The organism is Cryptosporangium aurantiacum, assembly GCF_900143005.1.
GTDB classification, from domain to species: Bacteria; Actinomycetota; Actinomycetes; order Mycobacteriales; family Cryptosporangiaceae; genus Cryptosporangium; species Cryptosporangium aurantiacum.
Genome location: NZ_FRCS01000001.1, coordinates 13,327 through 37,265, shown reverse-complemented (window position 1 = coordinate 37,265; position 23,939 = coordinate 13,327). Strand labels below are relative to the sequence as shown.

21 protein-coding genes are annotated in these 23,939 nt (G+C 72.3%); 9 read left to right on the top strand and 12 right to left on the bottom strand.

All coding sequences use genetic code 11. From position 1 onward, the window contains the following. Positions 1-11: 11 nt before the first annotated feature. Genes BUB75_RS00150 through BUB75_RS00140 form a run of 3 tightly spaced genes read right to left on the bottom strand, consistent with a single transcriptional unit; the run spans position 12 to position 3,991 of the window. On the bottom strand, positions 12-434 hold the full coding sequence (locus tag BUB75_RS00150) for an STAS domain-containing protein (protein WP_084740268.1): 423 nt from the start codon (positions 432-434) through the stop codon (positions 12-14). Continuing rightward, complete coding sequence (locus BUB75_RS00145; RefSeq protein ID WP_084740084.1) at positions 434-3,154, bottom strand: SpoIIE family protein phosphatase; 2,721 nt, start codon at positions 3,152-3,154, stop codon at positions 434-436. Before BUB75_RS00145 ends, BUB75_RS00150 begins: the two co-directional genes overlap by 1 nt. A gap of 39 nt (positions 3,155-3,193) precedes the next feature. Next, entirely contained in the window at positions 3,194-3,991 is a 798-nt protein-coding gene (locus BUB75_RS00140; RefSeq protein ID WP_073250079.1) for an alpha/beta fold hydrolase, read from the bottom strand. A 188-nt stretch (positions 3,992-4,179) separates the two neighbouring features. Here BUB75_RS00140 and BUB75_RS00135 point away from each other — a divergent pair, with 188 nt between their 5' ends. Genes BUB75_RS00135 through BUB75_RS00125 form a run of 3 tightly spaced genes read left to right on the top strand, consistent with a single transcriptional unit; the run spans position 4,180 to position 5,986 of the window. After that, the gene (locus BUB75_RS00135) at positions 4,180-5,097 is read left to right on the top strand and encodes an SPFH domain-containing protein (protein ID WP_073250076.1); all 918 of its coding nucleotides are present in this window, start codon (positions 4,180-4,182) and stop codon (positions 5,095-5,097) included. A gap of 15 nt (positions 5,098-5,112) precedes the next feature. Then, positions 5,113-5,337 carry a type II toxin-antitoxin system antitoxin gene (locus BUB75_RS00130; protein ID WP_073250073.1) on the top strand — a complete coding sequence of 75 codons (225 nt, stop codon included), beginning with the start codon at positions 5,113-5,115 and terminating at the stop codon, positions 5,335-5,337. Positions 5,338-5,347: 10 nt separating this feature from the next. Continuing rightward, on the top strand, positions 5,348-5,986 hold the full coding sequence (locus tag BUB75_RS00125; RefSeq protein ID WP_073250070.1) for a GOLPH3/VPS74 family protein: 639 nt from the start codon (positions 5,348-5,350) through the stop codon (positions 5,984-5,986). 106 nt (positions 5,987-6,092) lie between these two features. Here BUB75_RS00125 and BUB75_RS00120 read toward each other — a convergent pair whose 3' ends face one another. The 3 genes from BUB75_RS00120 to BUB75_RS00110 form a co-directional block, all read right to left on the bottom strand. Further along, complete coding sequence (locus BUB75_RS00120; RefSeq protein ID WP_218617191.1) at positions 6,093-7,868, bottom strand: YibE/F family protein; 1,776 nt, start codon at positions 7,866-7,868, stop codon at positions 6,093-6,095. A gap of 98 nt (positions 7,869-7,966) precedes the next feature. Further along, positions 7,967-8,722: a CbtA family protein gene (locus tag BUB75_RS00115; protein ID WP_073250067.1), complete on the bottom strand. Its 756-nt coding sequence runs from the start codon at positions 8,720-8,722 to the stop codon at positions 7,967-7,969. Between the two features lie 19 nt (positions 8,723-8,741). Further along, positions 8,742-8,966, bottom strand: a complete 225-nt coding sequence (locus BUB75_RS00110) for a CbtB domain-containing protein (protein ID WP_073250064.1) — start codon at positions 8,964-8,966, stop codon at positions 8,742-8,744. 223 nt (positions 8,967-9,189) lie between these two features. Between BUB75_RS00110 and BUB75_RS00105 the strand changes: the two genes are divergently transcribed. Then, positions 9,190-9,918: a histidine phosphatase family protein gene (locus tag BUB75_RS00105; RefSeq protein WP_084740083.1), complete on the top strand. Its 729-nt coding sequence runs from the start codon at positions 9,190-9,192 to the stop codon at positions 9,916-9,918. Positions 9,919-9,955: 37 nt separating this feature from the next. Here BUB75_RS00105 and BUB75_RS00100 read toward each other — a convergent pair whose 3' ends face one another. From BUB75_RS00100 to BUB75_RS00090, 3 genes are all read right to left on the bottom strand, one after another. After that, positions 9,956-12,121, bottom strand: coding sequence for an urease accessory protein UreH domain-containing protein (locus tag BUB75_RS00100; RefSeq protein ID WP_073250058.1), 2,166 nt, complete (start codon positions 12,119-12,121; stop codon positions 9,956-9,958). Beyond that, a complete protein-coding gene (locus BUB75_RS00095; RefSeq protein ID WP_073250055.1) occupies positions 12,118-13,431 on the bottom strand; it encodes a tetratricopeptide repeat protein in 1,314 nt (437 codons plus the stop codon). Before BUB75_RS00095 ends, BUB75_RS00100 begins: the two co-directional genes overlap by 4 nt. 64 nt (positions 13,432-13,495) lie before the next feature. Continuing rightward, positions 13,496-15,091, bottom strand: coding sequence for a DUF4331 domain-containing protein (locus BUB75_RS00090; protein WP_073250052.1), 1,596 nt, complete (start codon positions 15,089-15,091; stop codon positions 13,496-13,498). Between the two features lie 223 nt (positions 15,092-15,314). On the opposite strand from BUB75_RS00090, the gene BUB75_RS00085 reads away from it, so the two are divergent. The 3 genes from BUB75_RS00085 to meaB all read left to right on the top strand — a co-directional run bounded on the left by BUB75_RS00085 (position 15,315) and on the right by meaB (position 20,729). Then, positions 15,315-17,264, top strand: a complete 1,950-nt coding sequence (locus BUB75_RS00085) for a methylmalonyl-CoA mutase family protein (RefSeq protein WP_073250049.1) — start codon at positions 15,315-15,317, stop codon at positions 17,262-17,264. Continuing rightward, positions 17,261-19,453, top strand: coding sequence for a methylmalonyl-CoA mutase (gene scpA / locus BUB75_RS00080; RefSeq protein WP_073250046.1), 2,193 nt, complete (start codon positions 17,261-17,263; stop codon positions 19,451-19,453). Before BUB75_RS00085 ends, scpA begins: the two co-directional genes overlap by 4 nt. A gap of 253 nt (positions 19,454-19,706) precedes the next feature. After that, a complete protein-coding gene (gene meaB / locus BUB75_RS00075; RefSeq protein ID WP_073250042.1) occupies positions 19,707-20,729 on the top strand; it encodes a methylmalonyl Co-A mutase-associated GTPase MeaB in 1,023 nt (340 codons plus the stop codon). 29 nt (positions 20,730-20,758) lie between these two features. Here meaB and BUB75_RS00070 read toward each other — a convergent pair whose 3' ends face one another. Beyond that, positions 20,759-21,913, bottom strand: a complete 1,155-nt coding sequence (locus BUB75_RS00070) for a DUF2867 domain-containing protein (RefSeq protein ID WP_073250039.1) — start codon at positions 21,911-21,913, stop codon at positions 20,759-20,761. A 76-nt stretch (positions 21,914-21,989) separates the two neighbouring features. On the opposite strand from BUB75_RS00070, the gene BUB75_RS00065 reads away from it, so the two are divergent. After that, positions 21,990-22,529: a TetR/AcrR family transcriptional regulator gene (locus tag BUB75_RS00065; RefSeq protein WP_218617189.1), complete on the top strand. Its 540-nt coding sequence runs from the start codon at positions 21,990-21,992 to the stop codon at positions 22,527-22,529. A gap of 20 nt (positions 22,530-22,549) precedes the next feature. After that, a complete protein-coding gene (locus tag BUB75_RS00060) occupies positions 22,550-22,939 on the top strand; it encodes a pyridoxamine 5'-phosphate oxidase family protein (protein ID WP_073250033.1) in 390 nt (129 codons plus the stop codon). A gap of 2 nt (positions 22,940-22,941) precedes the next feature. Here BUB75_RS00060 and BUB75_RS44740 read toward each other — a convergent pair whose 3' ends face one another. Both BUB75_RS44740 and BUB75_RS00050 read right to left on the bottom strand, forming a co-directional pair. Then, positions 22,942-23,478 carry an excalibur calcium-binding domain-containing protein gene (locus BUB75_RS44740; RefSeq protein WP_143174960.1) on the bottom strand — a complete coding sequence of 179 codons (537 nt, stop codon included), beginning with the start codon at positions 23,476-23,478 and terminating at the stop codon, positions 22,942-22,944. Positions 23,479-23,677: 199 nt separating this feature from the next. Beyond that, on the bottom strand, positions 23,678-23,932 hold the full coding sequence (locus tag BUB75_RS00050; RefSeq protein WP_143174959.1) for a hypothetical protein: 255 nt from the start codon (positions 23,930-23,932) through the stop codon (positions 23,678-23,680). Positions 23,933-23,939: the final 7 nt, after the last annotated feature.

Genomic DNA, 23,939 nt, shown 5'->3' with positions numbered 1-23,939 from the left:
TTCGGGCCCGCTCAGTTCAACGAATCGCGCGCTGCCGAGACGGTCGTCTCTACCAGGTCCGACCGGAACGCGCACAGCGTCAGCGTGAACCTGGCGACGCCGTGCTCCGGGGCGACCAGCCGGACCACGCAGCCCCGTCCCTCGTACGCGTGGACCAGGTTGTCCAGCAACCGCACGCCCGCGCTGTCCAGGAACGTGACCGCCGAGAGGTCGAGCACGACCGCGGTCGCTTCGGTGGTCCCCCGGAGCACGGTGTCGCCGAGCGCGGGCGCGGTACCCAGGTCGATCTCGCCGACGAAGGTCACCAGCGCGAACGCCTCGCGGTCAGCGTCCCCCTGGTTTTGGACCGAGACGGTGGCCGCAGCCGGCGGCGGGCCGTCACCGTGGGGGACGAACTCCGGTCTCTCACCGTCGACCCGCACCTCGTCCTTCATCACGGCCTCATCCACCTCACCCGGCGTGACATCGTCACGGTCGTCCCGTCGCCGCGGTCGACCGTGACCTCGTCCATCAGACGATTCATCAGCATGAGCCCACGGCCGCGGTCCGGCGGCGTCTCCCGAGGTTGCCACAGGCCGCCGTCCCGGATCGTGACATCAACGCGCTCGTCGACGATCGACGCCGAGATCGTCACCGCGCCGGTAGCCGCCGCCACCGGGCCACGGTACCCGTGCTCGATGGCGTTGCCGATCGCTTCCGAGCACGCCAACACGATCGCGAAGCCGTCGTGCTTGTCGACGTCGTGATCGGCCAGCCACGCCCGCAGCCGGTTCCGGACGCCGGTCAGCTCGCCCAGGTCGGCCGGGATCGTCTCCTCGAACGGTGTGGAGTCGGCGAGCGACACCGCGAGGAGGCAGACGTCGTCGCGGCTGCTCTCGTCACGCAGCATGGCGTCGGCGATCTCGTTGACGATCGCGGCCGCCGAGGAGGTGCGGTGTTTCTCCATCTCCTCGCGGAGCAGCTCCAGGCCGCGCCAGATCAGCCGGCCCCGACGCTCGACCAGCCCGTCGGTGTAGAGCACCAGCCGCGCGCCGGGCTGCAGCATGACCTCGGCCTCCGAGCGGCCGGGCTGGCCGGCGTAGGCATCCAGCGGCGTCGACCGGCCCTCCCAGAGGTACTGCGCCTCCTCGTTGCCGTGCACCAGCAGCGGCGGGAAGTGCCCCGCGCAGGCGTATCGGACGTGCCCGGTCCGCGGGGTCAGCTCCAGGTAGACCAGCGTGGCCATCCGGCCGGCGTCGAACTGGCCGACGAACCGGTCGAGCTGGCCGAGCAGCGCGGCCGGCCCGAGCCCGGCACCGGCGAGCGCCCGGATCGCGCTGCGAATCTGCCCCATCGCGCTGGCCGCGGTCAGGCCACGGCCGACGACGTCGCCGACCACAATGCCGATCTTCTCGCCTTCGAGTTCGAACGCGTCGTACCAGTCGCCGCCGACCTCGAGGTTCTCCATCGCCGGCCGGTAGTGCGTGGCGATCCGGAGCCCCTGCCTGCGGGGCAGGCCACCGGCCAGCAGGCTGCGCTGCAGCGTGAACGCGACCTCCCGCTCCTGCTCGTAACGGCGGGCGTTGTCGAGCGCGAGCGCGGCTGTCGCCGCGACCTCACTGCAGAACGTCACTTCGTCGACGCTGAACGAGCGGCCGTAGCGGCCCAGCACCAGCGCGCCGAGCGTGCGCCCGGAGGCACGCAGCGGCAGCGCGAGCCACCAGTTGGCCGGACGCGGCCCGGCAGGCCCCATCGGCAGCCGCTCGGACACCAGCTTCGGTCTGCTCCCGCTGATCACCTGGGTGATCAGGTCGCCCGCCCGGCCCGGTTCGATGCCGATCGGGCTGCCGGGCACCGCGGCGTCGCAGTGTTCGGCGCGCGCGTCGGCCAGCCGCCGCGTGCCGTCGGCCTCCAGGAATTCGACGCTCGCCATGTCGGCCAGCTCTCGGGTGACGAGCTCGACGAGGCGCTGAGCCCGTTCGACGAGCCCGACCTCCTCCTCCAGCGTGCGGCCGGTGGTTGCGAGGAAGTCCGAGCGCTCGGCGGCCTTCGTCGCCTCGGCGTGCAGACCTGCTCGCTCCAGCGCCTGTCCGCCCTGCCTACCCAGCGCGTGCAGCAACTCGCGGTCCTCGTCGCTCAGGCGGCGGCTCTCGGTGCACCCCGCGGCCAGCACGCCGAGCCGGTGGTCGCCTACGTCGAGCGGGATCACGACGAGCGTGCCCGTGTTCGTGCGCTCCATCGCCGCGGCGATCATCGGGTGCTTGTCCGAGGCCGGGTCGGCCGAGTCGAACAGCACCGGGCCGCGGCGCCGGGCCGTAAACGCGGACGGGTCGGGCAGCGGAATGTGCGCCAGGTCCTCGATCTCGGGGATGTTCACGGCCGCGATCTGCACCAGCCCGTAGTGCGAGAGGCCGGCAATGGCACTCGGGCCGTCGTTGCCGAGCGCGAGGTCGGCCTCGGTGGCCTTCGCGACCTCGCGCCGGTCGAGCAGCCAGAGCCCGCCGCGGTCGCCCTCGACGGCGTCCATCGCGGCGCGGACCAGGACCCCACCGACCTCGGCGAGGACACCGGCGGCGGCCAGTTCCGCGGCGACACGCTGCAACGTCCGGACGCGTGCTTCGGAGCGTTCGGCGCGCTGCCGCTGGGTCAGCAGCTCGCGCTCGTACCGGCGCCGGTCGGACGCGCCGAATACCGTCGACCGGATCAGCCGGGGCTCGCCCGCGCCGTCCCGGTCGAGCACGGCGTTGACCAGCATCGGCAGCTTCTCGCCGCGGGCATCCCGGATGTCGACCGCGATCTCCCGCACCGAGCCCTGCATGAGCAGCAGCGGTGAGTAGTGGGTCTCGTAGAAGATCTGGTGACCAGGAGCGAGCAGGTCCTGGAACCGCACCCGGCCGACGAGGTCGTCGGCGCGGTATCCGGTGGACGCGAGGAAGTGGCGGTTGACCTGCCTGATCAGGCCACCCGGATCGGTGATGACGAAGCCGCACGGCGCTTGGTCGAGCGGGTCACCGTCGAGCGGCTCTCCCGAGACGATGTCGCGGCCCTCCGGGTCGATGTCGCCGCCGGCCTCGGGCGGGGTCGCGCGTCGTCGGGCGCGCGTTGCCGTACGCCGCCTGCCCGACCCGGGATGGGCGGGCACGCGCTCGGCAGCGGGGTTGGGCCGCTCCGGCATTTCCACTCCGCTACCCCTTCGGATGTGTCACACCATCGCTCAGCAGAATCGTTGCATCGCGGCGATCGTCTCGGCCGGCGCGCTCAGGTGCGGGCAGTGGCCGGTCGCCGACAGTAGGACGTAGTCGCTCTCGGGCAACTTCTCGTGCACGTACTCACCGACGACCTCGGGCGCGATGACGTCGGCCGTGCATTGCAACACCAGCGACCGGACCGGCACTTTCGGCAGGTCGGACCGGTTGTCGCCGAGGAACGTGACCTGGGCGAATTGCAGCGCGATCGCCGGATCGGTGCGGCAGAAGCTGTTGGTCAGCTCCTCACCGAGCTCCGGCCGATCACCGTTGCCCATGATCATCGGCGCCATCGAGCTGGACCAGCCCAGATAGTTGCTCTCCATCGAGTCGAGTAAACCGCGTAGGTCGTCAGGCTCGAATCCGCCGACGTATCCGGCCGACTCGTCGTTGAGGTATCGCGGGGATGGCCCGACCATCACCAGGCTCTCGAACCGCTCCGGCTGCTGGATCGCGGCCAGCGCGCCGATCATCGAACTCACCGAGTGGCCGACGAACACCGCCGACGAGATGTCGAGTTCCTCCAGGACCTCGAGCACGTCCCTGGCGTACCCGTCCAGCGAGTCGTACCGCCCCGAGTCGTAGGCGGCCAGCTCGGACTTGCCGTGCCCCACGTAGTCGAACAGCACGATCCGGTACCGGTCGGCGAATGCCGGCGTGAGGTACCGCCACATCGTCTGGTCACAACCGAAGCCGTGCGCGAAGACCATGGCCGGGCCGTTCTCGCGCCCGGACAGCGACACGTTGTTCCTGGTCAGGATGCTCATCACGACTCGCAATCCAGCTCGGAGCGGTAGCGGGGTCGGGCAGTGGGGTCGGGGCTACCCAGCGTCATCCGGAGGTGACCCTACCCGGCCGTATTCCGCGCCGCGAACCGTCCGACCGCCCGGAAACAGGCAGTTGAAAAAGTGATATCACTTTGATAGTTTAGGGCTATCGACGCGAGGAGAACGTCATGACCACCGACACGCCAGTGATCGAGATGCCCGCCCCGCAGGTCCGAGAGCGCCGCGCTGACGGAATGCCGGGTATTCCGATCGCGATCGTTCTGCTGCTGCTGCTTCTGCTCGGCGCGCCGGCGCTGGTCGTCCTCGGCGGGGTGCTCGCGCCGGGCGCCGGCCCGATCGCGCTGATCGTCCTGGGCATCCTGCTCGCGATCGCCACGCTCATCGGCCTGTGCGGGCTCACCCCGGTCGCACCCGGCGAAGCGCGGGTGATCCAGCTGCTCGGCCGCTACACCGGCACGATCCGGACGGACGGCCTGCGCTGGGTCAACCCGGTCACCACACGGCAGAAGGTCTCGACCCGGGTACGCAATCACGAGACCGAGCTGGCGAAGGTGAACGACGCCGACGGCAACCCGATCCAGATCGCCGCGGTGGTCGTCTGGCAGGTCACCGACACTGCGAAGGCCGCGTTCGAGGTCGACGACTTCGTCGAGTTCGTCGCGATACAGAGCGAGACCGCAGTGCGGCACATCGCGAACAGCTACCCCTACGACGCCCCGGAGCACCAGCTCTCGCTGCGCGACAACGCGGACGAGATCACCGGCAGGCTCTCCGCCGAGATCGCGGCCAGGGTCACCGCGGCAGGCGTCGAGGTGATCGAATCCCGGATCACCCGGCTGTCCTACGCGCCGGAGATCGCCCAAGTCATGCTGCAGCGTCAGCAGGCCAACGCGGTGGTCGCCGCTCGTACCCGGATCGTCGAGGGCGCGGTCGGCATGGTGGAGCTGGCGCTCGACCGGCTCGCCGAGCACGACGTCGTCGAGCTGGACGAGGAGCGGAAGGCCATGATGGTCAGCAACCTGCTGGTCGTCCTCTGCGGTGATCGCGGCACGCAGCCGATCGTCAACACCGGATCGCTCTACTGACCGAAGGGTGAGCCGGTGGCAAGCGAGCGCAAGAAGATCCTGCTGCGACTCGACCCGGCTGTGCACGACGCGCTGACGCGATGGGCGTCCGACGAGCTGCGCAGCACGAACGCGCAGATCGAGTTCCTCCTGCGCCGCTCGCTCGGTGACGCCGGGCGCTTGCCCCGCGACGCGGGTCAGATGCGCAAGCCGGGCCGCCCCCGCAAAGACGATGAACCAGACGAGTCAGAGACCCCGTGAGGAGTGCACGATGGAGCGCGAGACCCTGCTTCCGGCGAGGTTATTCCTGCTCGCGTACGACCCGAAGAAGCAGCGGCTCACCAACTGGAGTCACCTCGGAACGCTGCTGCGGGCGGCGGTGCTGGCCGAGCTGGCGATCAGCGGGCACATCGCTGACCAGGACGGCCGGGTGGTCGTCGTCGGGAAGCCGGTGATCGACGATCCGGTGCTCGGCGTGGTCCTCGCCGAGATCGCGGAGAGCAAGAAGCCGCGGAAGTGGCAGGACTGGGCCGGACGCCGCACCGGCGCCTGCCTCAAGCTGGTCCGCGAGCAGCTGGCCGCCGAGCACGTCATCCGGGCCGACCGCCACCGCCTCCTCGGCGTGTTCCCGTACTGGAAGATCACGCTCCGCGACACCCGGGCGCGGCACCGGTTCGCGGAGAGCGCCCGGCGCGCGCTGCGCGGCGGTGAGCAGGTCGACCGGGTGGACGTGCGGGACGCGGCCGTGGTCGCGCTCGCTGCGTACGGTGAGCTGAGGATCGTGGTGAGCCGCGCGGACCGGCGCCAGTTCAAGCGTCGGATCGAGACGCTGGGCGAGCGGGTCGGGCCGGTGGTGAAGGGGCTCAAGAAGGCTATTCAGGCCCAGCAGTCCGCGGCCGCCGCAGGCTGAGCGGCCGCCGCGGGCCGGCCGTAGGCGGGCCGGCCGTAGGCGGGCCGGCCGCGGCGGGCCGGGGCGGGTCAGGCGGGGCGGGCCGGCCGCGGCGGGCCAGAGCGGATCAGGCGGCGCGGGCGGGTTCCTCGTCCTCGGCGGGCGGCTCGGCGACGAGGGCGGCGAGTGCGGTGGTGATCGGGACGGACGCGACCAGGCCGATCGTCCCGACCAGCGCACGGACGAGCTCGCTGGCGATCGACTGGCCGGTGACCAGCGAGCTCAGGCTCTGTCCGCTGACCGAGATGAGCAGCAGCAGCGGCAGCGACGCTCCGGCGTAGGCAAGCACGATCGTGTTCACCGCCGACCCGACGTGCGCCCGCCCCACCCGGATCGCCGCCCGGTACAGGTCGAACCGGCTCCGCGGGGTGCGCGCCAGCTCGGCGACCACCTCCGACTGCGTGATCGTGACGTCGTCCAGCACGCCGAGGGAGCCGATGATGATGCCGGCCAGCAGGAGGCCACGCATGTCGACGCCGCCCTCGACCGTGGCCAGGTAGACGCTCTGCTCGTCGCCGAGGCCGGTCAGCTCGGTCAGCGCGGTGAACGCGGCGCCGAGCAGCCCGGTGAGCACGAGGCTGGCCAGCGTGCCGAGGATCGCCACCGACGTCCGTACCGAGACGCCATGGGTCAGATAGAGCACCGCGAACATGATCGCGGCCGAGCCGACGACCGCGACCAGCAGCGGCGGCGAGCCGTCCAGGATCCCGGGGATGATGAACAGCAGCAGGACGGCGAAGCTCACGACCAGGCCGCCGATCGCCGCCAGCCCGCGCAGGCGACCGAAACCGATCACGACGACGGCGGCCAGCGCGGCGAGCAGCCAGAGCGAGCCGGCGCGCTGCTTGTCGACGATCGTGTACCGGGCCGTCGTCTCACCCTCGCCGCTGCCGTCGGACAGGACGAGCAGGACGACGTCGTCGCCGACGTCGACGCGCGGGGCACCGGGGCCCTGCGGGAGCTCCATCGAGACGGTCTGGCCCTTGCCGAGGCCGTCGGTGACCTTGACCGTGGCGGTGCCGCACGGCCCGGTCAGCCCCGCCGACTCCGCCTCGGGTGTCTCCGGGCAGGTCTGCTGGACGACCTCGGTGACCGTGCCGGCTGCGCGCTGCTGCTGGCCGCTCTGGCCGGTGCTGCTGCTGTAGTCGACCTTGCCGGGCCAGAGCAGGATCAGGCCGATCAGCGTCGCGACGATTGCCGGGACGAGGATCGCGATGACGGCCTTGCGGGTGCGGGCCGAGACCGGAGTCGTGGCGCTGTGGGTGTGGCTGTGCACGAGCTCGTCGGCGGCGAGTTCGGGTCCGTGCCGCTGGGAGCCGTGGTGCTCAGGGCCGCCGTGCCCCCCGGGCCCACGATGGCCCTCGGGACCGCGGTGGTCGGGGCCGCCGTGCCCCCCGGGCCCACGATGGCCCTCGGGACCGCGGTGGTCGGGGCCGTAGTGCTCGGAACCGTGGCGCTCGGGCCCGTAGGGCTCGGAGCCGTAGGGCTCGGAACCGTAGGGCTCGGAACCGTGGCGCTCGGGCCCGTAGGGCTCGGAGCCGTAGTGCTCCCGGCCTTGCCGCTCGTGACCTGGGCGCTCGGGGCCTGGGCGCTCCGGGGCCGGCCACTCGGTCGCGGGGCGCCGGGACGGCGGCTCCGGCGGCGCGGCGCCCCAGGGGCCGCGGTCACGCGGATCCGGGTCCCACGAAGGGGCCTGCTGGTACGGCGGCGGATCGGTGACCGGCTGTCCCGGGTTCTGGAAGTTCAGCCGGTCGTATGTGCCTTCCGGGTACGGCGGGTACTGCTCGCTGTACGGCGGGTGCTGTTCGCCGTGGTCGGGCTCCCACCCGCGCGCGGAGTACACGGGTGGAGCCTGATCATCGTGGGGCGGGGTGTTCCGGTCGGGTCGAGCGTCGCGGTCGGGCCATCCCGCGGACTGCTCCGGCCTGCCGCCGGGGCCGGTCAGCCCGCCGCCGGTTCAGGCTCAGCGGGGCGACGAGCAGCCCGGACGCGACGCGGCGCGGCCGCCCGGGCGGTCAGCGCGCTGAACGCGATCCCGAGGACCGACCACAGCACGAACTGGATCTCGATCGACGCCATCCGGAAGCTCCACAGCGTCGCCGCCGGGAATTCGCGTCCGACCTCGTTGATGTTCGGCATCACCCAGGCCGCGCCGAGCACGACCAGCCCCGCGATGACGATCGCCGCGATCGTGCCGTTCCAGCTCCCCAGCCGCGGCTCGAGCTGCCGCGCCAAGATCGCCGCTCCGATTCCGGCCAGCACCGAGATGAGCATCATCAGCAGGTACAGGCCGGTCCGGCGACCGATCGTCTCGGCGCTACCCACCGCGGGAGGGTTCGCCGGGTACTTCAGGAACGGCAGCAGGAACACGGTCAGGAACCCGCCTGCGGCCACGACCAGCGCCGTCGCACGCTCGCTGAGCCGGCCGAGCCGCCCCAGCGCGAACGCGTAGGCGATCGCGAACAGCCCGCCGATCGCGGCGCCGTAGATCGCCACCGCGACCGCGAGCCCGAGCGTGCTCTGGACGGTGCGGCTGACCTGGTCCGGCTCGGCCGGGATACCGGCTGCAGCGGACGCCGCGGATTCGAGGTCGATCGCGGAACCGACCGGCCCCTCGCCCACCAGGTAGGCGACCAGGAAGGCGAACACGGCCGCGATCAGGCCGGACACCATTCCCCTCGTCAGTAAACGTCCCATCACGGTGGGAAACCCGGGCTCAGTGGCAGGGGAAACCGAGAAGGTGACGCCCGTCGTGCACGAACTCGTGCACCCAGGTGCCACCGACGACCGAGGTCGCCCCCTCCTCGGCGCCGACGAAGTAGAGCGCGAGAAGCAGCAGCAGGCCGCCGAACAGCGCCCACGGCGCGATCTGGCGGAGCGGGATGGGGGTGGGCAGAGCCACCGGGCGTGAGCTGCCAGCGGTCTCGATCAGGTTGGCCATGGTTGGGACTCCTCCTCGGGATAACGCGTCCCTCTCGGGGCTCCGTGATGGCCGGGTCTGGCTCCTGGACGCACCGCCGTTCGGCGGCGATGAGTCCGGTTACAGTGGCGCGACCGCGCCGGGCTCTCACCGGCTTCCGCGCACATCACGAGTGCGTTCGAACGCTATGGCAGCGTCCGGAGGCGTGTCAACGCAGGCCGGGGAGCAAGGAGCAGGCGAGATCATGCAGCGCGTAGCAGAATCTTCACCCGGCGTCCGGATCACGGTACTGACCACACCCCCCAGTCCCGCGACCAAACTCGCCGCGTTTCCGCCGGACGAGCAGCTACTACCGGAGGGTGTGGCCGCCGCCACGGCCGCCGCCGCCGGCCTGGCCGGGTACCGCTCGGCGCAGTGGCGATGCGGTCCGGCGCTGCGCTGCCGGCAGGCCGTAGCCGCGCTCGGAGCGACGGAAGTCACGGTCGACGACGGCCTGGACGAGTGTGACTACGGCTCCTGGCGCGGGCGCACGCTGGACGACGTCGCCGCCGCCGACCCGGCCGGGTTGGAAGCCTGGCTCACCGACCCGGACGCCGCGCCGCACGGCGGGGAGTCAGTGCGCGACCTGCTCCACCGCGCGACGGCGTGGCTCGCCGGGGTGGGGTCCGGGGTCGCGTCCGGCCCGGCGTCCGGGGTCGCGTCCGGGGTCGCGTCCGGGCCGGCGTCCGGGGTCGCGTCCGGCCCGGCGCGGACGGTGGCCGTCACCCATCCGTCGGTCGTCAAAGCGATGCTGGTGGTCGCGCTGGGCGCTCCGCCTGCGGCGTTCTGGCGCCTGGACGTGGCGCCACTGACCCGCACCGATCTGAGCGGACGCCCGGGCGCGTGGACCGTCCGCCGCACCGCCGAACGGCTCCCACGCGGCCACGATGCGCCATCGAGCAGATTGCATTTAGAAGGGCCAGAGGTCTTCTAAATGCAATCCGCCCGCGCGGCACGCTCGTAACCCCGCCCTAGACGACGCCGAGCGCGGCGCGGAGGACGATCGTGCCGCCGACGCCGCAGACGCCGAGGCCGGTGAGGATCGGCATCTTCCGGAGTGCGGTGGTGACCAGGCGGGCGAGCGTCGCCGAGCGAACCTGACCGGCACGTTCGGTGACGACACGGATCACCCGTTGCCCGGCGTACCGGACGAGGAGCCCGGCGGCGGCCAGCGTCGCTGCCATGCCGACGCCGAACGCCACCACGAGGACGACGCCGAACCAGGCCCGGTGTGTCGCCACCGCACCGAGGAACACGATCAGCGCGGACGGGCTGGGCAACAGCCCGCCGGCGAGCCCGGTAGCGATCAACGCGAGCCGCCCCTGAACCCCTCGCCGCCCACGATCCAACACGCGCCCACGGTCGTGCCCGTGCCCGTGGCCGCCGCCGTGCGAGTAGCCCCCACCGTGCGAGTAGCCCCCACCGTGCGAGTGACCCCCACCGTGCGCGTGGTCGCCGCCGTGCGAGTGGCCGTGCCCGTGCGCGTGGTCGCGAGGTGAGTGGTCGCGCTCGTGCGAGTTGCCCTCACCATACGAGTCGCCGTGGTCGTGGGTGTGGTCGTGGCCCTCCCCACGTGAGTTGTCCTCGCCACGCGCGTGGTCGTGGTCGTGCGGATGCCCGTGGTGGTGGTCGTGCGCATGGTCGCTGCGCGAGTGGTCGCGCTCGTGCGAGTTGCCCTCGCCGTGCGAGTGGCCGTCGCCATGATCGTGGGCGTGGCCGTGGCTATGTGAATGGCCGCCGGGGCCGTGGAAGTGGGTGTGGCCGCTCCTGGCAGCCCGCAGCAGCGCGATCCCTACCAGCAGGATCAACGCCCCGGACAGCACCGACAACCACGGCAGCACCGTCGCAGGAGCGACCGCTACCCCGGCGGTCACCAGTAGCCCGAGCGTCAGCACGCCCGCCGTGTGCGCGACGGTGACCGCTGCTCCGACCGCGAACGCCGCCCGCACCGGCCGGCTACCCGCACGCCGGGCGGCCCGCGCCGCGAGCGTGGCCCGCCCGCCGAAGACAGCCCGCGCCCCGTAACCGGCCCGCCCGCCGGAGGCAGCTCCCGACCCCGAAGCGGCCCGCCCTCCCCTGACGGTCCGCGCACCGGAACCGGCCGATCCGCCCGAGATCGCCCGCGCCCCGGTATCGGCGCGCCCGCCCGTGACAGCCCGCGCGCCCGACGCGGCTCGTCCGCCGGGGTGGGTAGCGGTATCGACCGGTTCCCGGGCCAGCAGGTAGAACGCCATCACGGTCTTGCCGTGACCGGGCGCGAGCGCGTGCGCGGCGCCGAGCACCGCGGCGGCCAGTACGGCGAGGGCCGCGAACCACGGCGTCGTGCGTCCGTCGATCAGCGTGGTGAAGGCTTCGGTGATCCGGTCGGACGCGGGAGTCCAGTTTCCCCCTGCGGTGGTCACCGAAGGGGCGGCGGCCGACCCGCCGGGACGTGCCGAGAACGTGGCCGAGCGCTGGTCCGGCGGTGAGGAGAGCGCGTCCTCTGGGTACCGGGTCAACCGTCGGCTCGCGCTGTCGGCCCGGACGTCGTCGCCGCTTACCGTGGTCCGGTCGCCGGCGACGGTGAGCTCGCGCCAGCCCGGCTTGCCCGCTCCCCCGGCGTCCGTGAACGAGTACTCGGTCGCGGCTTGCAGCGCAGGCACCGGTGCGGACAGCGGGCACTCCAGCCGCAGGACCGGCAGGCCCGCTCGGCCCTTGCCGGTCCGGGCGCTCGGAGCACCGGCCAGCCGTACCGGGCGCGCGGTCCCGTCCACGGTCAGCCGGGCGTCGGCCGCTGCCGCCGTGCACGCGCGCCGGGCGTAGCGGTCCAGCTCGGTTGCGGCGAACATTCCGTTGCCGTCGGCGTCGATCTCGGGCGCGGCCTGTGCGGTCGGGATCTCGGCCAGGTCTTCGACGTGGTCGATCGACACCCGGTCGACGCCGACGACCAGCCCGTTGTACCGGCTCGCGGTCAGCTCGCCGAGCGGATGCGCCTGCGCGGGCGTACCCAGCAGCAGCGTGCCCGCGAGCGTCCCGAGCAGCAGTACCACCGCGATCACGGCCCGACGCCCCCGCAGCCAAGCCCCGCGACCGACCCGCGTGACCGGCTCCGCGCCGCGGACGGCCTTCGCGGCGTGGAGTGCGGATGCGCGCCTCATCGGAGACCTGCCAGTGCAGCGCGGGCGCGCGGCCCCTCCAGCGCGGAGAAGTGCGGATCGAGCGCGAGCGCCCGGCCGAGCGAGCGGCGCGCGTCGGCGGGCAGTCCGGCGGCCCGCTCGACCATGCCCCGGTGGTAGAGCAGCCGAGCGTCCTTCGTCCCCAGGCGGGTCGCTGCCCGGACGTACGGCAACGCGTCCGCGGCCCGGCCGGCCCGGAACAGCGCCCAGCCCAGCGCGTCCGCGACGTGAATACTCTGCCGCGTCTTCCACTCAGCCTGCCCCAGCCGCACGGCCTCGGCCGGGCTGCCGTGGTCGGCCTCGAACACCGTGATCTCCGGCCCGTCCACGACGCCCGCCGAGCGTGACAGCGCGATCGACGCCCGGACGACCGCGTACTGCTGCGCGGCTCCGGCCCGGTCGCCGGTGGCCTCCAGCAACTCTCCCAGCTCCGCGGCGTACTGCGGCAGCGGCATCTGCCGGACGATCGCCCGGTAGATCCCGATCGCACCGGGCAGGTTTCCCCGCGCCACCTCGACCCGCGCGAGTCCGGCCCGCGCGGCCAGGTGTTCCGGGTCGGCGGCGAGTGCGGCCTCGTACTCGACGGCCGCCGCGGCGTGGTTCCCGGTGTTCCGCGCCAGCTCTCCCAGATGGAAGCGGCCGAACGCGATGTCCGCCGGTGTGTTGCCCGGCTCGACCCCGCGCCGGAGCAGGGCCGCCGCACGGTCGGTACGCCCGGCCAGCTCGTCCAAGTATGAGAGCCGGGTGAACGTCGGCACGCCCGGCTCCAGGTTGTCGGCCGCGGTGGCGGCGTCCCTGGCCTGCGGGTAGCGCCCGAGCTCGACCAGCGCGTCGGCGCGGACGATCTGCGCGCGGGCGCTGTACGGGTTGGCTGCGGCGGCGCGGTCACCCCAGCGCAGCGCCGCGGCGAACTCGTGTCGCGCCGCGGCGAGGATTCCGGCGGCGGAGAGCGCCGCGTCGTCGTTCGGGGCGAGCGCGAGCGCCTTGTCCAGCGCGCTCTGCGCCCGGGGGTACCACTCGGTTCGGCCGGTCACCCGGGCCCGGTCGACGTAGGCGACGGCCAGCGTCGACCATGCCTGGCCGTCCTTCGGATGGGTCCGCAGCCAGGCTTGGAGGGCGGCGATGCACCCGTCCGACGCACAGTCCTTCGGAGCGACGACGGTGGCCGTGCGCGCGGTGGCGCGCTCCCTAGCGTCCCCATCGTTGGAATTAGGCAGTAGGACGGCGGACGCGAGCGTGAGACCGACCGCGACCGGCAGGGCCGCGAGAGCGAGGCGTCGGATCCGGGGCATCGGGACTGTTCCTTGTCGCCGGAGGGGCGCGTGGCCCGGCCGCAAAGGCCGGGCCACGCGTGGGTCAGGAAGTGCGGCGACGGCGCCACAACCAGGCGGCACCGAACGCGAGGAGACCGGCTCCACCGATGGCGGAACCCAGCGGGACGAGGTCGGTCATCTCGGCCTCCGAGGCATTCGCCGCGGGCGAGGTGCTCGGGTCAGCCGCACCGCCGGTGAGCATCGACGGGCTGGCCTCGGTGTCGTCCTGCCCGCTCTGCGGCGTGGCAGGCGCGGACGAACCGGAGGAGGCCGGCCCGCCGGACCGGACGTCCGAACCCGACGTCGGCAGCGCGAGGTAGGGGAAGGTGCGGCCGAACTCGACGTTGTTCGTGTCCACCGCGTCGCCCAGGTCGTTCGGCGCGTTCACCAGCTCGCCCTCGGCGACCTGCAGCGTGATGTCGACGACGTCGTCGGCGAGCCGTCGGCCGTTCGGGAAGCCGGCCTTGTCACCCTCGAGGACGCCGAGGCGCTTCGGGTCCGCGGAGGGCGGAATCGACGTGTTGAGCCGCAACTGCTCGCTCGGCGTGACGTTCTGCGGCTGGTTCAGCCCGGGAACGCCGGTGAGGAACGCCTGGACGAGGTCGTTACGCGGGGTCTTCGGTGCCTTGATCTTGTAGACCTTCTCGATCAGCTTCGGCACCTCGGGGTCGGTGACGTACTTCAGGAACTGCGCGTCGTCAGCGGGCTTGGAGGCGTTGAACTTGTCCTTGTCCCGGATCGGGACGACAACCTCGTTCACCAGCGGCATACCGAGCCGGGAGACCTGCACGTACTGGCCGGACGCGTTCTTCCGGGAGGTGCTCGACCAGATGCCGATCACCGGGTCGCCGCCCTTGGTGACCCGCGACTTCGGCAGCTGGATCGCGACCGAGTTGACGTTGTACGGCGCGAGCGTGTCGTTGCCGACCTCGCTCAGGTCACCGCCGTACAGCACATCGAAGATGCGCAAGTCCAGGAAGAACGGATCGTCGGACTGGCCGGCGAACATCGTGACGCCGTCCTTGGACCTGATCACACGATCGCGGAGCTTCTTGTAGTCCGGCATCGACGCCTTGCCGACGTTCGACGGGGCTACCGGCAGCGCCTTCGCGAGTTCCTTCGTCCCGATCTGCGAGCCGTCCGGTCCCCACTTGATCTCCTCGAGGCGGTAGGTCTGCCAGAAGTTGAGGTCCTTGTCGTCGAGACTGGTGACCGGACCGGTGTTGTGCAGGAACGTGTCCTTGCTGGCGTACGTGCTGGTGAACTGCCAGCGGTAGGTGATGTCGCGCTTCGCGTCGCCGTTGTTGTCGACGTTGAGCTCGTAGCGGGCGTCGGTGGCGAACGGGTAGAAGTTCGGTCCGCCCGCGGGCTCCTCGAACGGGATCCAGTTGGCGATCAGCGTGACGCTGTCGGGCTTATCGGGGCTGACGAACGCGTAGACGTCGGTGTCGTCGTACTGCGGGAAGCCCGAGATCGTCGGGGCTTCGCGGTGACTCGACGCGGTCGCGCCGCCTGGCGCGAGCGCCGGTAGCCCGAGCGCGGTGAGCGCTGCTGCCGCGGCGACCGCCGCCGCAGCACGCACCGCCCGCCGCCGGGCGCGGGATCCGGACGCAGAGCGTCCGGGTAGGTGGAGGAGCATCAGGCGTCCTTCGGGTGCCGATGAGGACCTCGCCGAGCGGCGTGGCCGCGACGCCTCGTGACGTCGTACCCCGTGTTCGGGGCCCGGCGTCCCCCGGATGGGGTCCTGTCAGCTAGTTGACAGAACCGCCTCGAATCCGGGTTAACCGATCCAGGGAAATCGCGCCGGTTAGTCAGACCACACTTCAGTCAGCGCTGACTCCTAGTCGCTCTACCATCCGGGCATGACGGTGCCGTCCGAGAATTCACTCGCGCTGGCCGCCGGCTTCGAGCCGGCCGATCGGGAGCGCTGGCGGGAACTCGCGCTGGGGGTCCTGCGCAAGTCCCGCGTCGCGAACGACGAGACGCCGCCCGAGGCGGTCGAAGAGCTCCTTGCGACCACGACGTACGACGGGATCCGGGTATCGGCGCTCTACACCGCGGCCGATGCGCCCGGCGAGCAGGGCGTCCCCGGCTTCCCGCCGTTCACCCGCGGCAACCGTCTGCGGGACACGACGGCCGAGGGTGGCGAACGCCCCGGCGGTTGGGACGTCCGGCAGCGCCACGCCGACCCGGATGTCGCCGCCACCAAGGCCGCGATCGCCGCCGATTTGGAGAACGGCGTCACGTCGCTGTGGTTGGTCCTGGGGGAGGCCGGGATCCCGGTCGACGCGCTGCCCGAGGTGCTCGCCGACGTGTACCTCGGTCTGGCTCCGATCTCGCTGGACGCTGGGGCCGAGACGCGGGAGGCCGCCGAGGCGTTCCTGCGCCTGGCCGAATCGACCTCGGCGGAGGACGGAGCCGGCGCGGGCGCCGCTGCCCGGGAGGCCGCGGACGGCCTGGCTGACTCGGCGGCTCCGGGCGCCGCGGACGGCGCCGCACCCGCAGCCGGCGCTCGCGGCAACCTGGGCGCCGACCCGATCGGACTCCGCGCCCGCACCGGCGCACCGGTCGAGCTGGACGTCCTCACCGACCTCGCCCAGCGCACCACCGGAACCGGCGTCCGCGCCGGCCTCGTCGACGCGACCGTCTACCACGACGCCGGCGGCTCGGACGCCCAGGAACTCGGGTTCTCGATCGCGACCGGCGTCGCCTACCTGCGGGCGCTCACCGACGCCGGGCTGTCCGCCGAAGCCGCGTTCGCACAGCTCGAGTTCCGCTACGCCGCCACCGCCGACCAGTTCCTGACGATCGCCAAGCTACGGGCGGCCCGCCGCCTCTGGGCTCGCGTGGCCGAGCTGAGCGGCGCCCCGGACAGCCCGCAGCACCAGCACGCGGTCACGTCCGCGGCGATGATGGCCGGACGCGACCCGTGGGTGAACCTGCTCCGCACCACGCTGGCCTGCTTCGGTGCGGGCATCGGCGGAGCGAACGCGGTGACCGTGGTGCCGTTCGACGCGGTGCTCGGCCTCCCCGACGCGTTCTCGAGGCGCATCGCCCGCAACACCCAGTCGCTGCTCCTGGAGGAGTCGTCACTCGGCCGGGTGCTCGATCCGGCCGGCGGGTCCTGGTACGTCGAGAGCCTCACCGACGAGCTGGCGCGGGCAGCCTGGGACGTCTTCACCGACGTCGAGAAGGCCGGGGGCATCGCGGCAGCGCTCGAATCCGGGCACGTCGAGAACGCCCTCGCCGAGGTGTGGGAGCGCCGCCGGGAGAACATCGCGCATCGGCGTGATCCGCTGACCGGCGTCAGCGAGTTCCCGAACCTCACCGAGAAGCTGCCGTCCCGGAAGCCGGCGCCCGCGGTGCCCGGCGGGGGCCTCCCCCGGGTGCGGTACGGCCAGGATTTCGAAAACTTGCGGGACGCCGCCGATCGCGCGCCGACGCGTCCGCAAGTCTTCCTCGCCACGCTCGGACCGCTCGCCGCTTACACCACCCGGGCGACGTTCGCCGCGAACCTGTTCCAAGCCGGCGGCATCGAAACCGTGCCCGCTGGGCCGAACCTCGGGCCCGACGAGCTCGCCGCCGCGTTCCGGGAGAGCGGTGCGCGCATCGCGGTGCTCTGCTCGACCGACAAGATCTACGCCGCCGACGGTGAGGCGGCCGCTGCCGCACTGCAGGAAGCGGGGGCCGCGCGGGTATGGCTCGCCGGCAGGAACGGCACGCTGCCCAACGTCGACAGTTACGTTTTTAGTGGTTGTGACGCGGTCGCGGTGCTGACGACGACGCTCGACGACCTGGGGGTGGCCCGATGACGATTCCGGACTTCTCGAACGTCGAGCTCGGCGCGCCGCGAAGCGCACCGGGCGAAAAGACCGCGGCCTCGGTCTGGGACACCCCGGAAGGCATCCCGGTCAAGCCGCTCTACACGGCTGAGGACCTCGACGGGCTCGACTTCCTCGACACGTACCCGGGCATCGCGCCCTACCTGCGTGGCCCCTACCCGACGATGTACGCCACCCAGCCGTGGACGATCCGGCAGTACGCCGGCTTCTCCACCGCCGCGGCGTCCAACGCGTTCTACCGGCGCAACCTCGCCGCCGGGCAGAAGGGGCTCTCGGTCGCGTTCGACCTGGCCACCCACCGCGGCTACGACTCCGACCACCCGCGGGTGGCCGGTGACGTCGGCATGGCGGGGGTCGCGATCGACTCGATCTACGACATGCGCCAGCTCTTCGACGGCATTCCGCTGGACAAGATGAGCGTGTCGATGACGATGAACGGCGCCGTGCTCCCGGTGCTCGCGCTCTACATCGTCGCCGCGGAGGAGCAGGGTGTCGCCCCGGAGCAGCTGGCCGGGACCATCCAGAACGACATCCTCAAAGAGTTCATGGTCCGCAACACGTACATCTATCCGCCGCAGCCGTCGATGCGGATCATCTCGGACATCTTCGCGTACACGTCCCAGCGGATGCCGCGCTTCAACTCGATCTCGATCTCCGGCTACCACATCCAGGAGGCCGGAGCGACCGCCGACCTGGAGCTGGCCTACACGCTCGCGGACGGCGTCGAGTACCTGCGGGCCGGTCGGGACGCGGGCCTGGAGGTGGACAAGTTCGCTCCGCGCCTGAGCTTCTTCTGGGCGATCGGCATGAACTTCTTCATGGAGATCGCGAAGATGCGCGCCGCCCGCCTGCTCTGGGCGCGCCTCACCCGCGACGCCGGCGCGACGAACCCGAAGTCGCTCTCGCTCCGGACCCATTCGCAGACGTCCGGCTGGTCGCTCACCGCGCAGGACGTCTTCAACAACGTCGTGCGGACGTGCATCGAGGCGATGGCGTCGACGCAGGGCCACACGCAGTCGCTGCACACGAACGCGCTGGACGAGGCGCTCGCGCTGCCGACCGACTTCTCCGCGCGGATCGCCCGCAACACCCAGCTGGTGCTGCAGCACGAGTCCGGCACCACGCGGGTGATCGACCCGTGGGGTGGGTCTTCCTACGTCGAGCGGTTGACGTTTGACCTGGCCCAGCGGGCATGGGGGCACATCCAGGAGGTCGAGGCCGCGGGTGGCATGGCGCGCGCGATCAACGAGGGCATCCCGAAGCTGCGGATCGAGGAGGCGGCGGCCCGCACCCAGGCCCGCATCGACTCCGGCCGCCAGCCGGTGATCGGCGTCAACCGCTACCGGCCGGACGCCGACGAGCCGATCGAGGTGCTCCGGGTCGACAACGCCGAGGTGCGGCGGGAACAGATTCTCAAGCTCGAGAAGCTTCGGGCGGAGCGTGACCCGCGGGCGGTCGAGGACGCGCTGGCCGCGCTCACCAAGGCGGCGGACGCCGCGATCAACGGGCATCGCGGCCCCGGTCTGGACGAGAACCTGCTCGCCCTCGCCGTGGACGCCGCCCGCCACAAGGCCACGGTCGGCGAGATCTCCGACGCACTGGAGAAGGTGTACGGGCGGCACGCGGGGCAGATCCGTACGATCTCCGGCGTGTACCGGGACGAGGCAGGGGCGGCGGGGAACGTGGCCGCGGCTCGTTCGGCCACCGCCGACTTCGAGCGCGCCGAGGGCCGCCAGCCGCGCATCCTCGTCGCGAAGATGGGGCAGGACGGGCACGACCGCGGTCAGAAAGTGATTTCCTCCGCGTTCGCCGACCTCGGCTTCGACGTCGACGTGGGTCCGCTGTTCCAGACCCCGGCCGAGGTGGCACGCCAGGCCGTGGAGGCCGACGTCCACATCGTCGGGGTGAGCACGCTCGCGGCCGGGCACATGACGCTGGTCCCGGCGCTGCGCGACGAGCTGGCCGCGCTCGGGCGGGACGACATCATGATCGTGGTCGGCGGCGTGATCCCGCCCGCGGACGTCGAGCCGCTCGCGGAACTCGGCGCCTCGGCCGTGTTCCTGCCGGGCACCGTGATCGCGGACGCCGCGCTCGGCCTGCTGGCCGAACTGCGCGACCGCCTCGGTCACCCGGACCCGTCGGAGACCGCGCACCCGTGACGGTTGCTGTCCTGCCTTCAGCCACCCTCCCCCATGCGGACGCCACACCGCGCGCCGCCGCAGCGCAGGGCGCCGGGGCGCGGGGCGCCGTGGCGCAGGGCGCCGCCGCAGCGCGGGGCGCCGGGGCGCGGGGCGTCGCAGCGCGGGGCGCCGGGGCGGTTGGCGCGAAAGCGACCTCTAACGGTCCCGTAGAGGCCGATTTCGCGTCAGATCGCGGTGGGCAAAGGCCGGGGCCTCGCGTGGGAGCGGGCAAATGACGCGGCCGGCGCCGGAGGTGGAGGAGTACGCGCGGGGAGTTCTCGCCGGGGAGCGCGCGTGGATCGCGCGGGCGATCACGCTGGTCGAGTCGCGGCGCGCCGACCACCGGGTCGCTGCCCAGGAGCTCCTGACCCGGCTGACCGCGGCCGTGCAGGCGCCGGTGGCCGGGCGGGGGCCGCTGCAACCGTCGGTTCGGCGAGTCGGGATCACCGGGGTGCCCGGCGTCGGCAAGTCGACGTTCATCGACGCGCTCGGGGTCTTCCTCACCGGCCGGGGTCACCGGGTGGCGGTCCTGGCCGTCGACCCGTCGTCGACCCGGACCGGCGGCAGCATCCTCGGCGACAAGACCAGGATGGCCCGGCTCTCGGTGGATCCGCACGCGTTCATCCGGCCGTCGCCGAGTGCCGGGACGCTCGGCGGCGTCGCGAAGGCCACCCGGGAGGCGATGGTCATCGTCGAGGCTGCCGGGTACGACGTCGTCCTGGTCGAGACCGTCGGCGTCGGGCAGTCCGAAACTACGGTCGCCGAGATGGTCGACTCGTTCCTGCTGCTCACGCTGGCCCGCACCGGCGACCAACTCCAGGGCATCAAGAAGGGCGTCCTGGAGCTCGCCGACGTCATCACGGTGAACAAGGCCGATGGGCCGCACGTGAACGACGCCCGCCGCGCGGCCCGGGAGCTCGCCGGTGCCCTGCGGCTGCTGCACGGGGATCGGGGCGGGTGGGACGTTCCGGTGCTGACGTGCAGCGCGTCCGAGGGCACCGGGCTGGAGGAGATCTGGGAGCAGATCGTCCGGCACCAGGACACCCGGACCGCGTCGGGCGCGCTGGAGGCCCGCCGTCGGGAACAGCAGGTCCGCTGGGTGTGGACGATGGTGCAGGACCGGCTGCTGGCGTCGTTGCGCGACCATCCGCGGGTCGCCGAGATCGCCCCGAAGGTGGAGCAGCAGGTCGCCGAGGGCACGCTGACCCCCGCGCTCGCCGCCGACGAGATCCTCGACGCCTTCCGCCAGTCCTGACCCGTGGGCGCGGCTTGATCCGGGCGGTCTCAGGTGGGCGAGAGACGTCCGTGCGCGGCGGTGGCCGCCGCACGGCGCAGCATCGAGCGAACCACCAGCGGATGCACCCGCTCGACCACCGCGAGGTAGACCCGGCCGCGCCGGTTGTGGGCACGTGCCAGCGTGGCCAGCGTGACGTTCTGCTCGTCGACCGTCAGCTCGGCCCGGAACACCAGGTGGCCGGCGTCCGCGTCGATCGTGGCGGACCGTTCGGTGAGCGTGCTCGGCCGGAACGTGTCGCGGGGCGCCCGCTCGATGCCCAGTAGCGGCACCGCGGCCTGCCGGATCGCCAGCGCGGCCCGGACCCAGCCGGGCGGGTTGCCGAACGTCGCACCGAGCCACGCCGCCGCGTCGTGCGGCATGCCCGGCGTCAACGGCACCGCGTAGGCGTCGGCGAGGTCGGCGTGCCCGAAGTCGGTCGAGGCCCGCTCCGGCACCGCAACTGGCCTCGGCCCAACCCCACCAGCGGCCGGCCCCGGGCCGCGACCAACAGCCGACCCCGGGCCGCCGCCGGCGAGCCGTCCCGCACCGCCGCCGGCGAGCAGCTCCAGACCACGGCCGACGAGCAGCCCCGGGCCACGGCCGACGAGCAGCCCCGGGCCGCGCCCGGCGAGCCGTCCCGGGCCACGGCCGGCGAGCCGTCGCGGGCCGCGCCCGGCGAGCTGTCGCGGGCCGCGGCCGGCGCGGCGGAGGAGGCGGACCCAGGGCGACCAGCGGTTCGGGTTGACGACCGCGCCGGTCGTCACGCGCTCGGCGTTGTCGAGCGCGTCCTCGATCAGCGCGTCGTGCAGCCAGCGGATGGCCAGCGGCCACAGCACCCGCATCCGGCCGCCGAGGGTGGCGTCGATCTCGTGGACGAGGCGGACCCGGTCGTCGGCCACCGGGTCGGCGCGGAACTCGTGATACCCCCGGACTCCGAGCGTCGGGGAGAACGCGCAGCGAACCCGGCGGCCGGGCTCGTACTCGGTGACCGAGTACCGAATCGGACCGTGCCCACCGGATGCCCCGGCGCCGAGCGGACCGTCGAAGCGGAGCGGCGGCCAGCCCGCGGGCCAGAGCTGGTCGTCGGGGCCGGACAGACCGTCGATCAGCAGGGCGACAGCGCTGGGTGGAACGGGCAGTTCGCGGGCGTGGACGTTGCGCACGGGGAGCCTCCATACGGTGCCGTATGGACTGACCATACGGTAGCGTATGGCCGTGGGTAAAGACGATCGTCGGACTTTGACCGCGGACGATTGGGCCACCGAGGCGCTCATCGTCCTGGGCGAGCGCGGGCTGGCCGGTATAGCGGTCGAACCGATCGCGGCTCGCCTGGGCACGACGAAGGGCAGCTTCTACTGGCACTTCGCCAACCGGGACGCGCTGGTGGAGGCCGCGCTCGCCCGGTGGGAGCAGGTCACCGAGGACATCATCACCACGATGGACGCCGAGCCCGACCCACGGCTGCGGCTCCGGCGGCTCTTCCACCACGTGGTCACCGGCGCGACCCGGTACGGCGTAGAGGTCACGCTGCTCGGCAACTCCGACGACCCCCGGGTCGCGCCGGTGCTCCGCCGCGTGACCGCCCGCCGGCTGGAGTACGTGACCGACGTGTTCGCCGCGATCGGGTTCGATGACCGCGCGGCCAGGCAGCATGCGGTGCTGGCCTACACCGCCTACCTCGGGCACGTGCAGCTCGCCCACACGGCGCCGGATGAACTCGCCGGGCCCACCGCCGATCAGGAGTACTTCGACCTGGTGGTCGACGCGCTGCTGCGCTGAGCTGCGGCTAGGCTCGGCCGGTGCCTCTCGACCCCGCTGACCTGCCCCCCGCCGCGCTCGAATTCCTCACCGAGCGGCACCTGGCCACGCTCACGACGCTGCGGACGGACGGTTCGCCGCACGTCACCCCGGTCGGGTTCACCTGGGACGCCGACGCCGGCCTGGCACGCGTGATCTGCTCCGGTCCGTCCCGCAAGGCCGTGAACGCCCGAGAGACCAAGCGGGCGGCGATCTGCCAGGTCGACGGCGGACGGTGGCTGACGCTGGAGGGGACGGTCGAGGTCGTCTCCGACCCCGCCCGTGTGCTGGACGCCGAGCGGCGCTACGCCGCTCGGTACCGCCCCCCGCGCGAGAACCCCCTCCGCGTCGTCCTCGAGATCACCGTCGACCGAATCCTCGGCCGGATCTGACCTCACTCGCAGCCGACGCCGTCCCCGTCCCGGTCGAGGTGCTTCGCGTAACCGGGGTCGCCGGCGCGGATCGGATCCGCACCGGCCGCACGCACAGCGTCACAGTTCTTGTAGTACACCGAGCTACCGGCGGTGGTCTTCGCTGGCGCCGGCGCCGGAGCCTGGGTGGTCGGGCGCGGCGCCGCGGCACGCGTGGTCGGAACGACGTCCGGCACGGTCTGCTGATCGACGTCGACGTCGGCATCCGCACTCGGCTGGGACCCGATCACACCGTCGCCGACCACCGGCGCGCCGGTCGTAGCGAGGTCGGTCGGCGACGGCTCGGCCGAGGACGTCGACGGCGATGCCGCCGGGACCGCCGACGATTCGGTGGCCGCGACGGTCGTCGGGCTCGGCGACGACTCGTCGGGGGACGAGAAGACTCCGACGATGCCGCAGAGCCCGCACAGGAGGACGATCACGCCTCCGACGCCGATCAGCGCCCAGTGCAGCGGCTGTAAACCTGAGCGCTTGTTTTGACCTTGCTGTGGATAAGACACCGCGTGATGTTACGAATCGAAGTCCTCGCAGCAAGACGGCCGTATGTCCGGAGGCACCTCGACCGACGGCCCTAGCCGAACGGCCAGGTTCGGGCGAGTCCGGGCCAGCCCGCGCAAACCCGCTCAGCCGTTCGGCTGCGGTGGTGGGCCCGACGGCGTCCGGATGTGGCCGCGCGTCCGTAACGCGCGGCCGACCGGGCTACTCCAGCGGGCTCGGGTTTGCGGTCGGCGAGAGCACCGCGCCCGCGTTGCGCCAGCCGGTCCAGTCGCTGGCCACCCGCCCCACCCCGCTCTTGGTGTCGCCGAACTCCGCGATCGCGGCGGTTAGCGCAAGCGTCGCGTGCACCTGCGCCAGTGCCGCATGAGCCGTCATCCACTCCGGTTCCTTGTCGGTGGCCGACTCGGTCGCGTACTTCTGTGCGTGCAGGTAGTGCTCGGGCCCGTTCACAGCCACCCCCGAA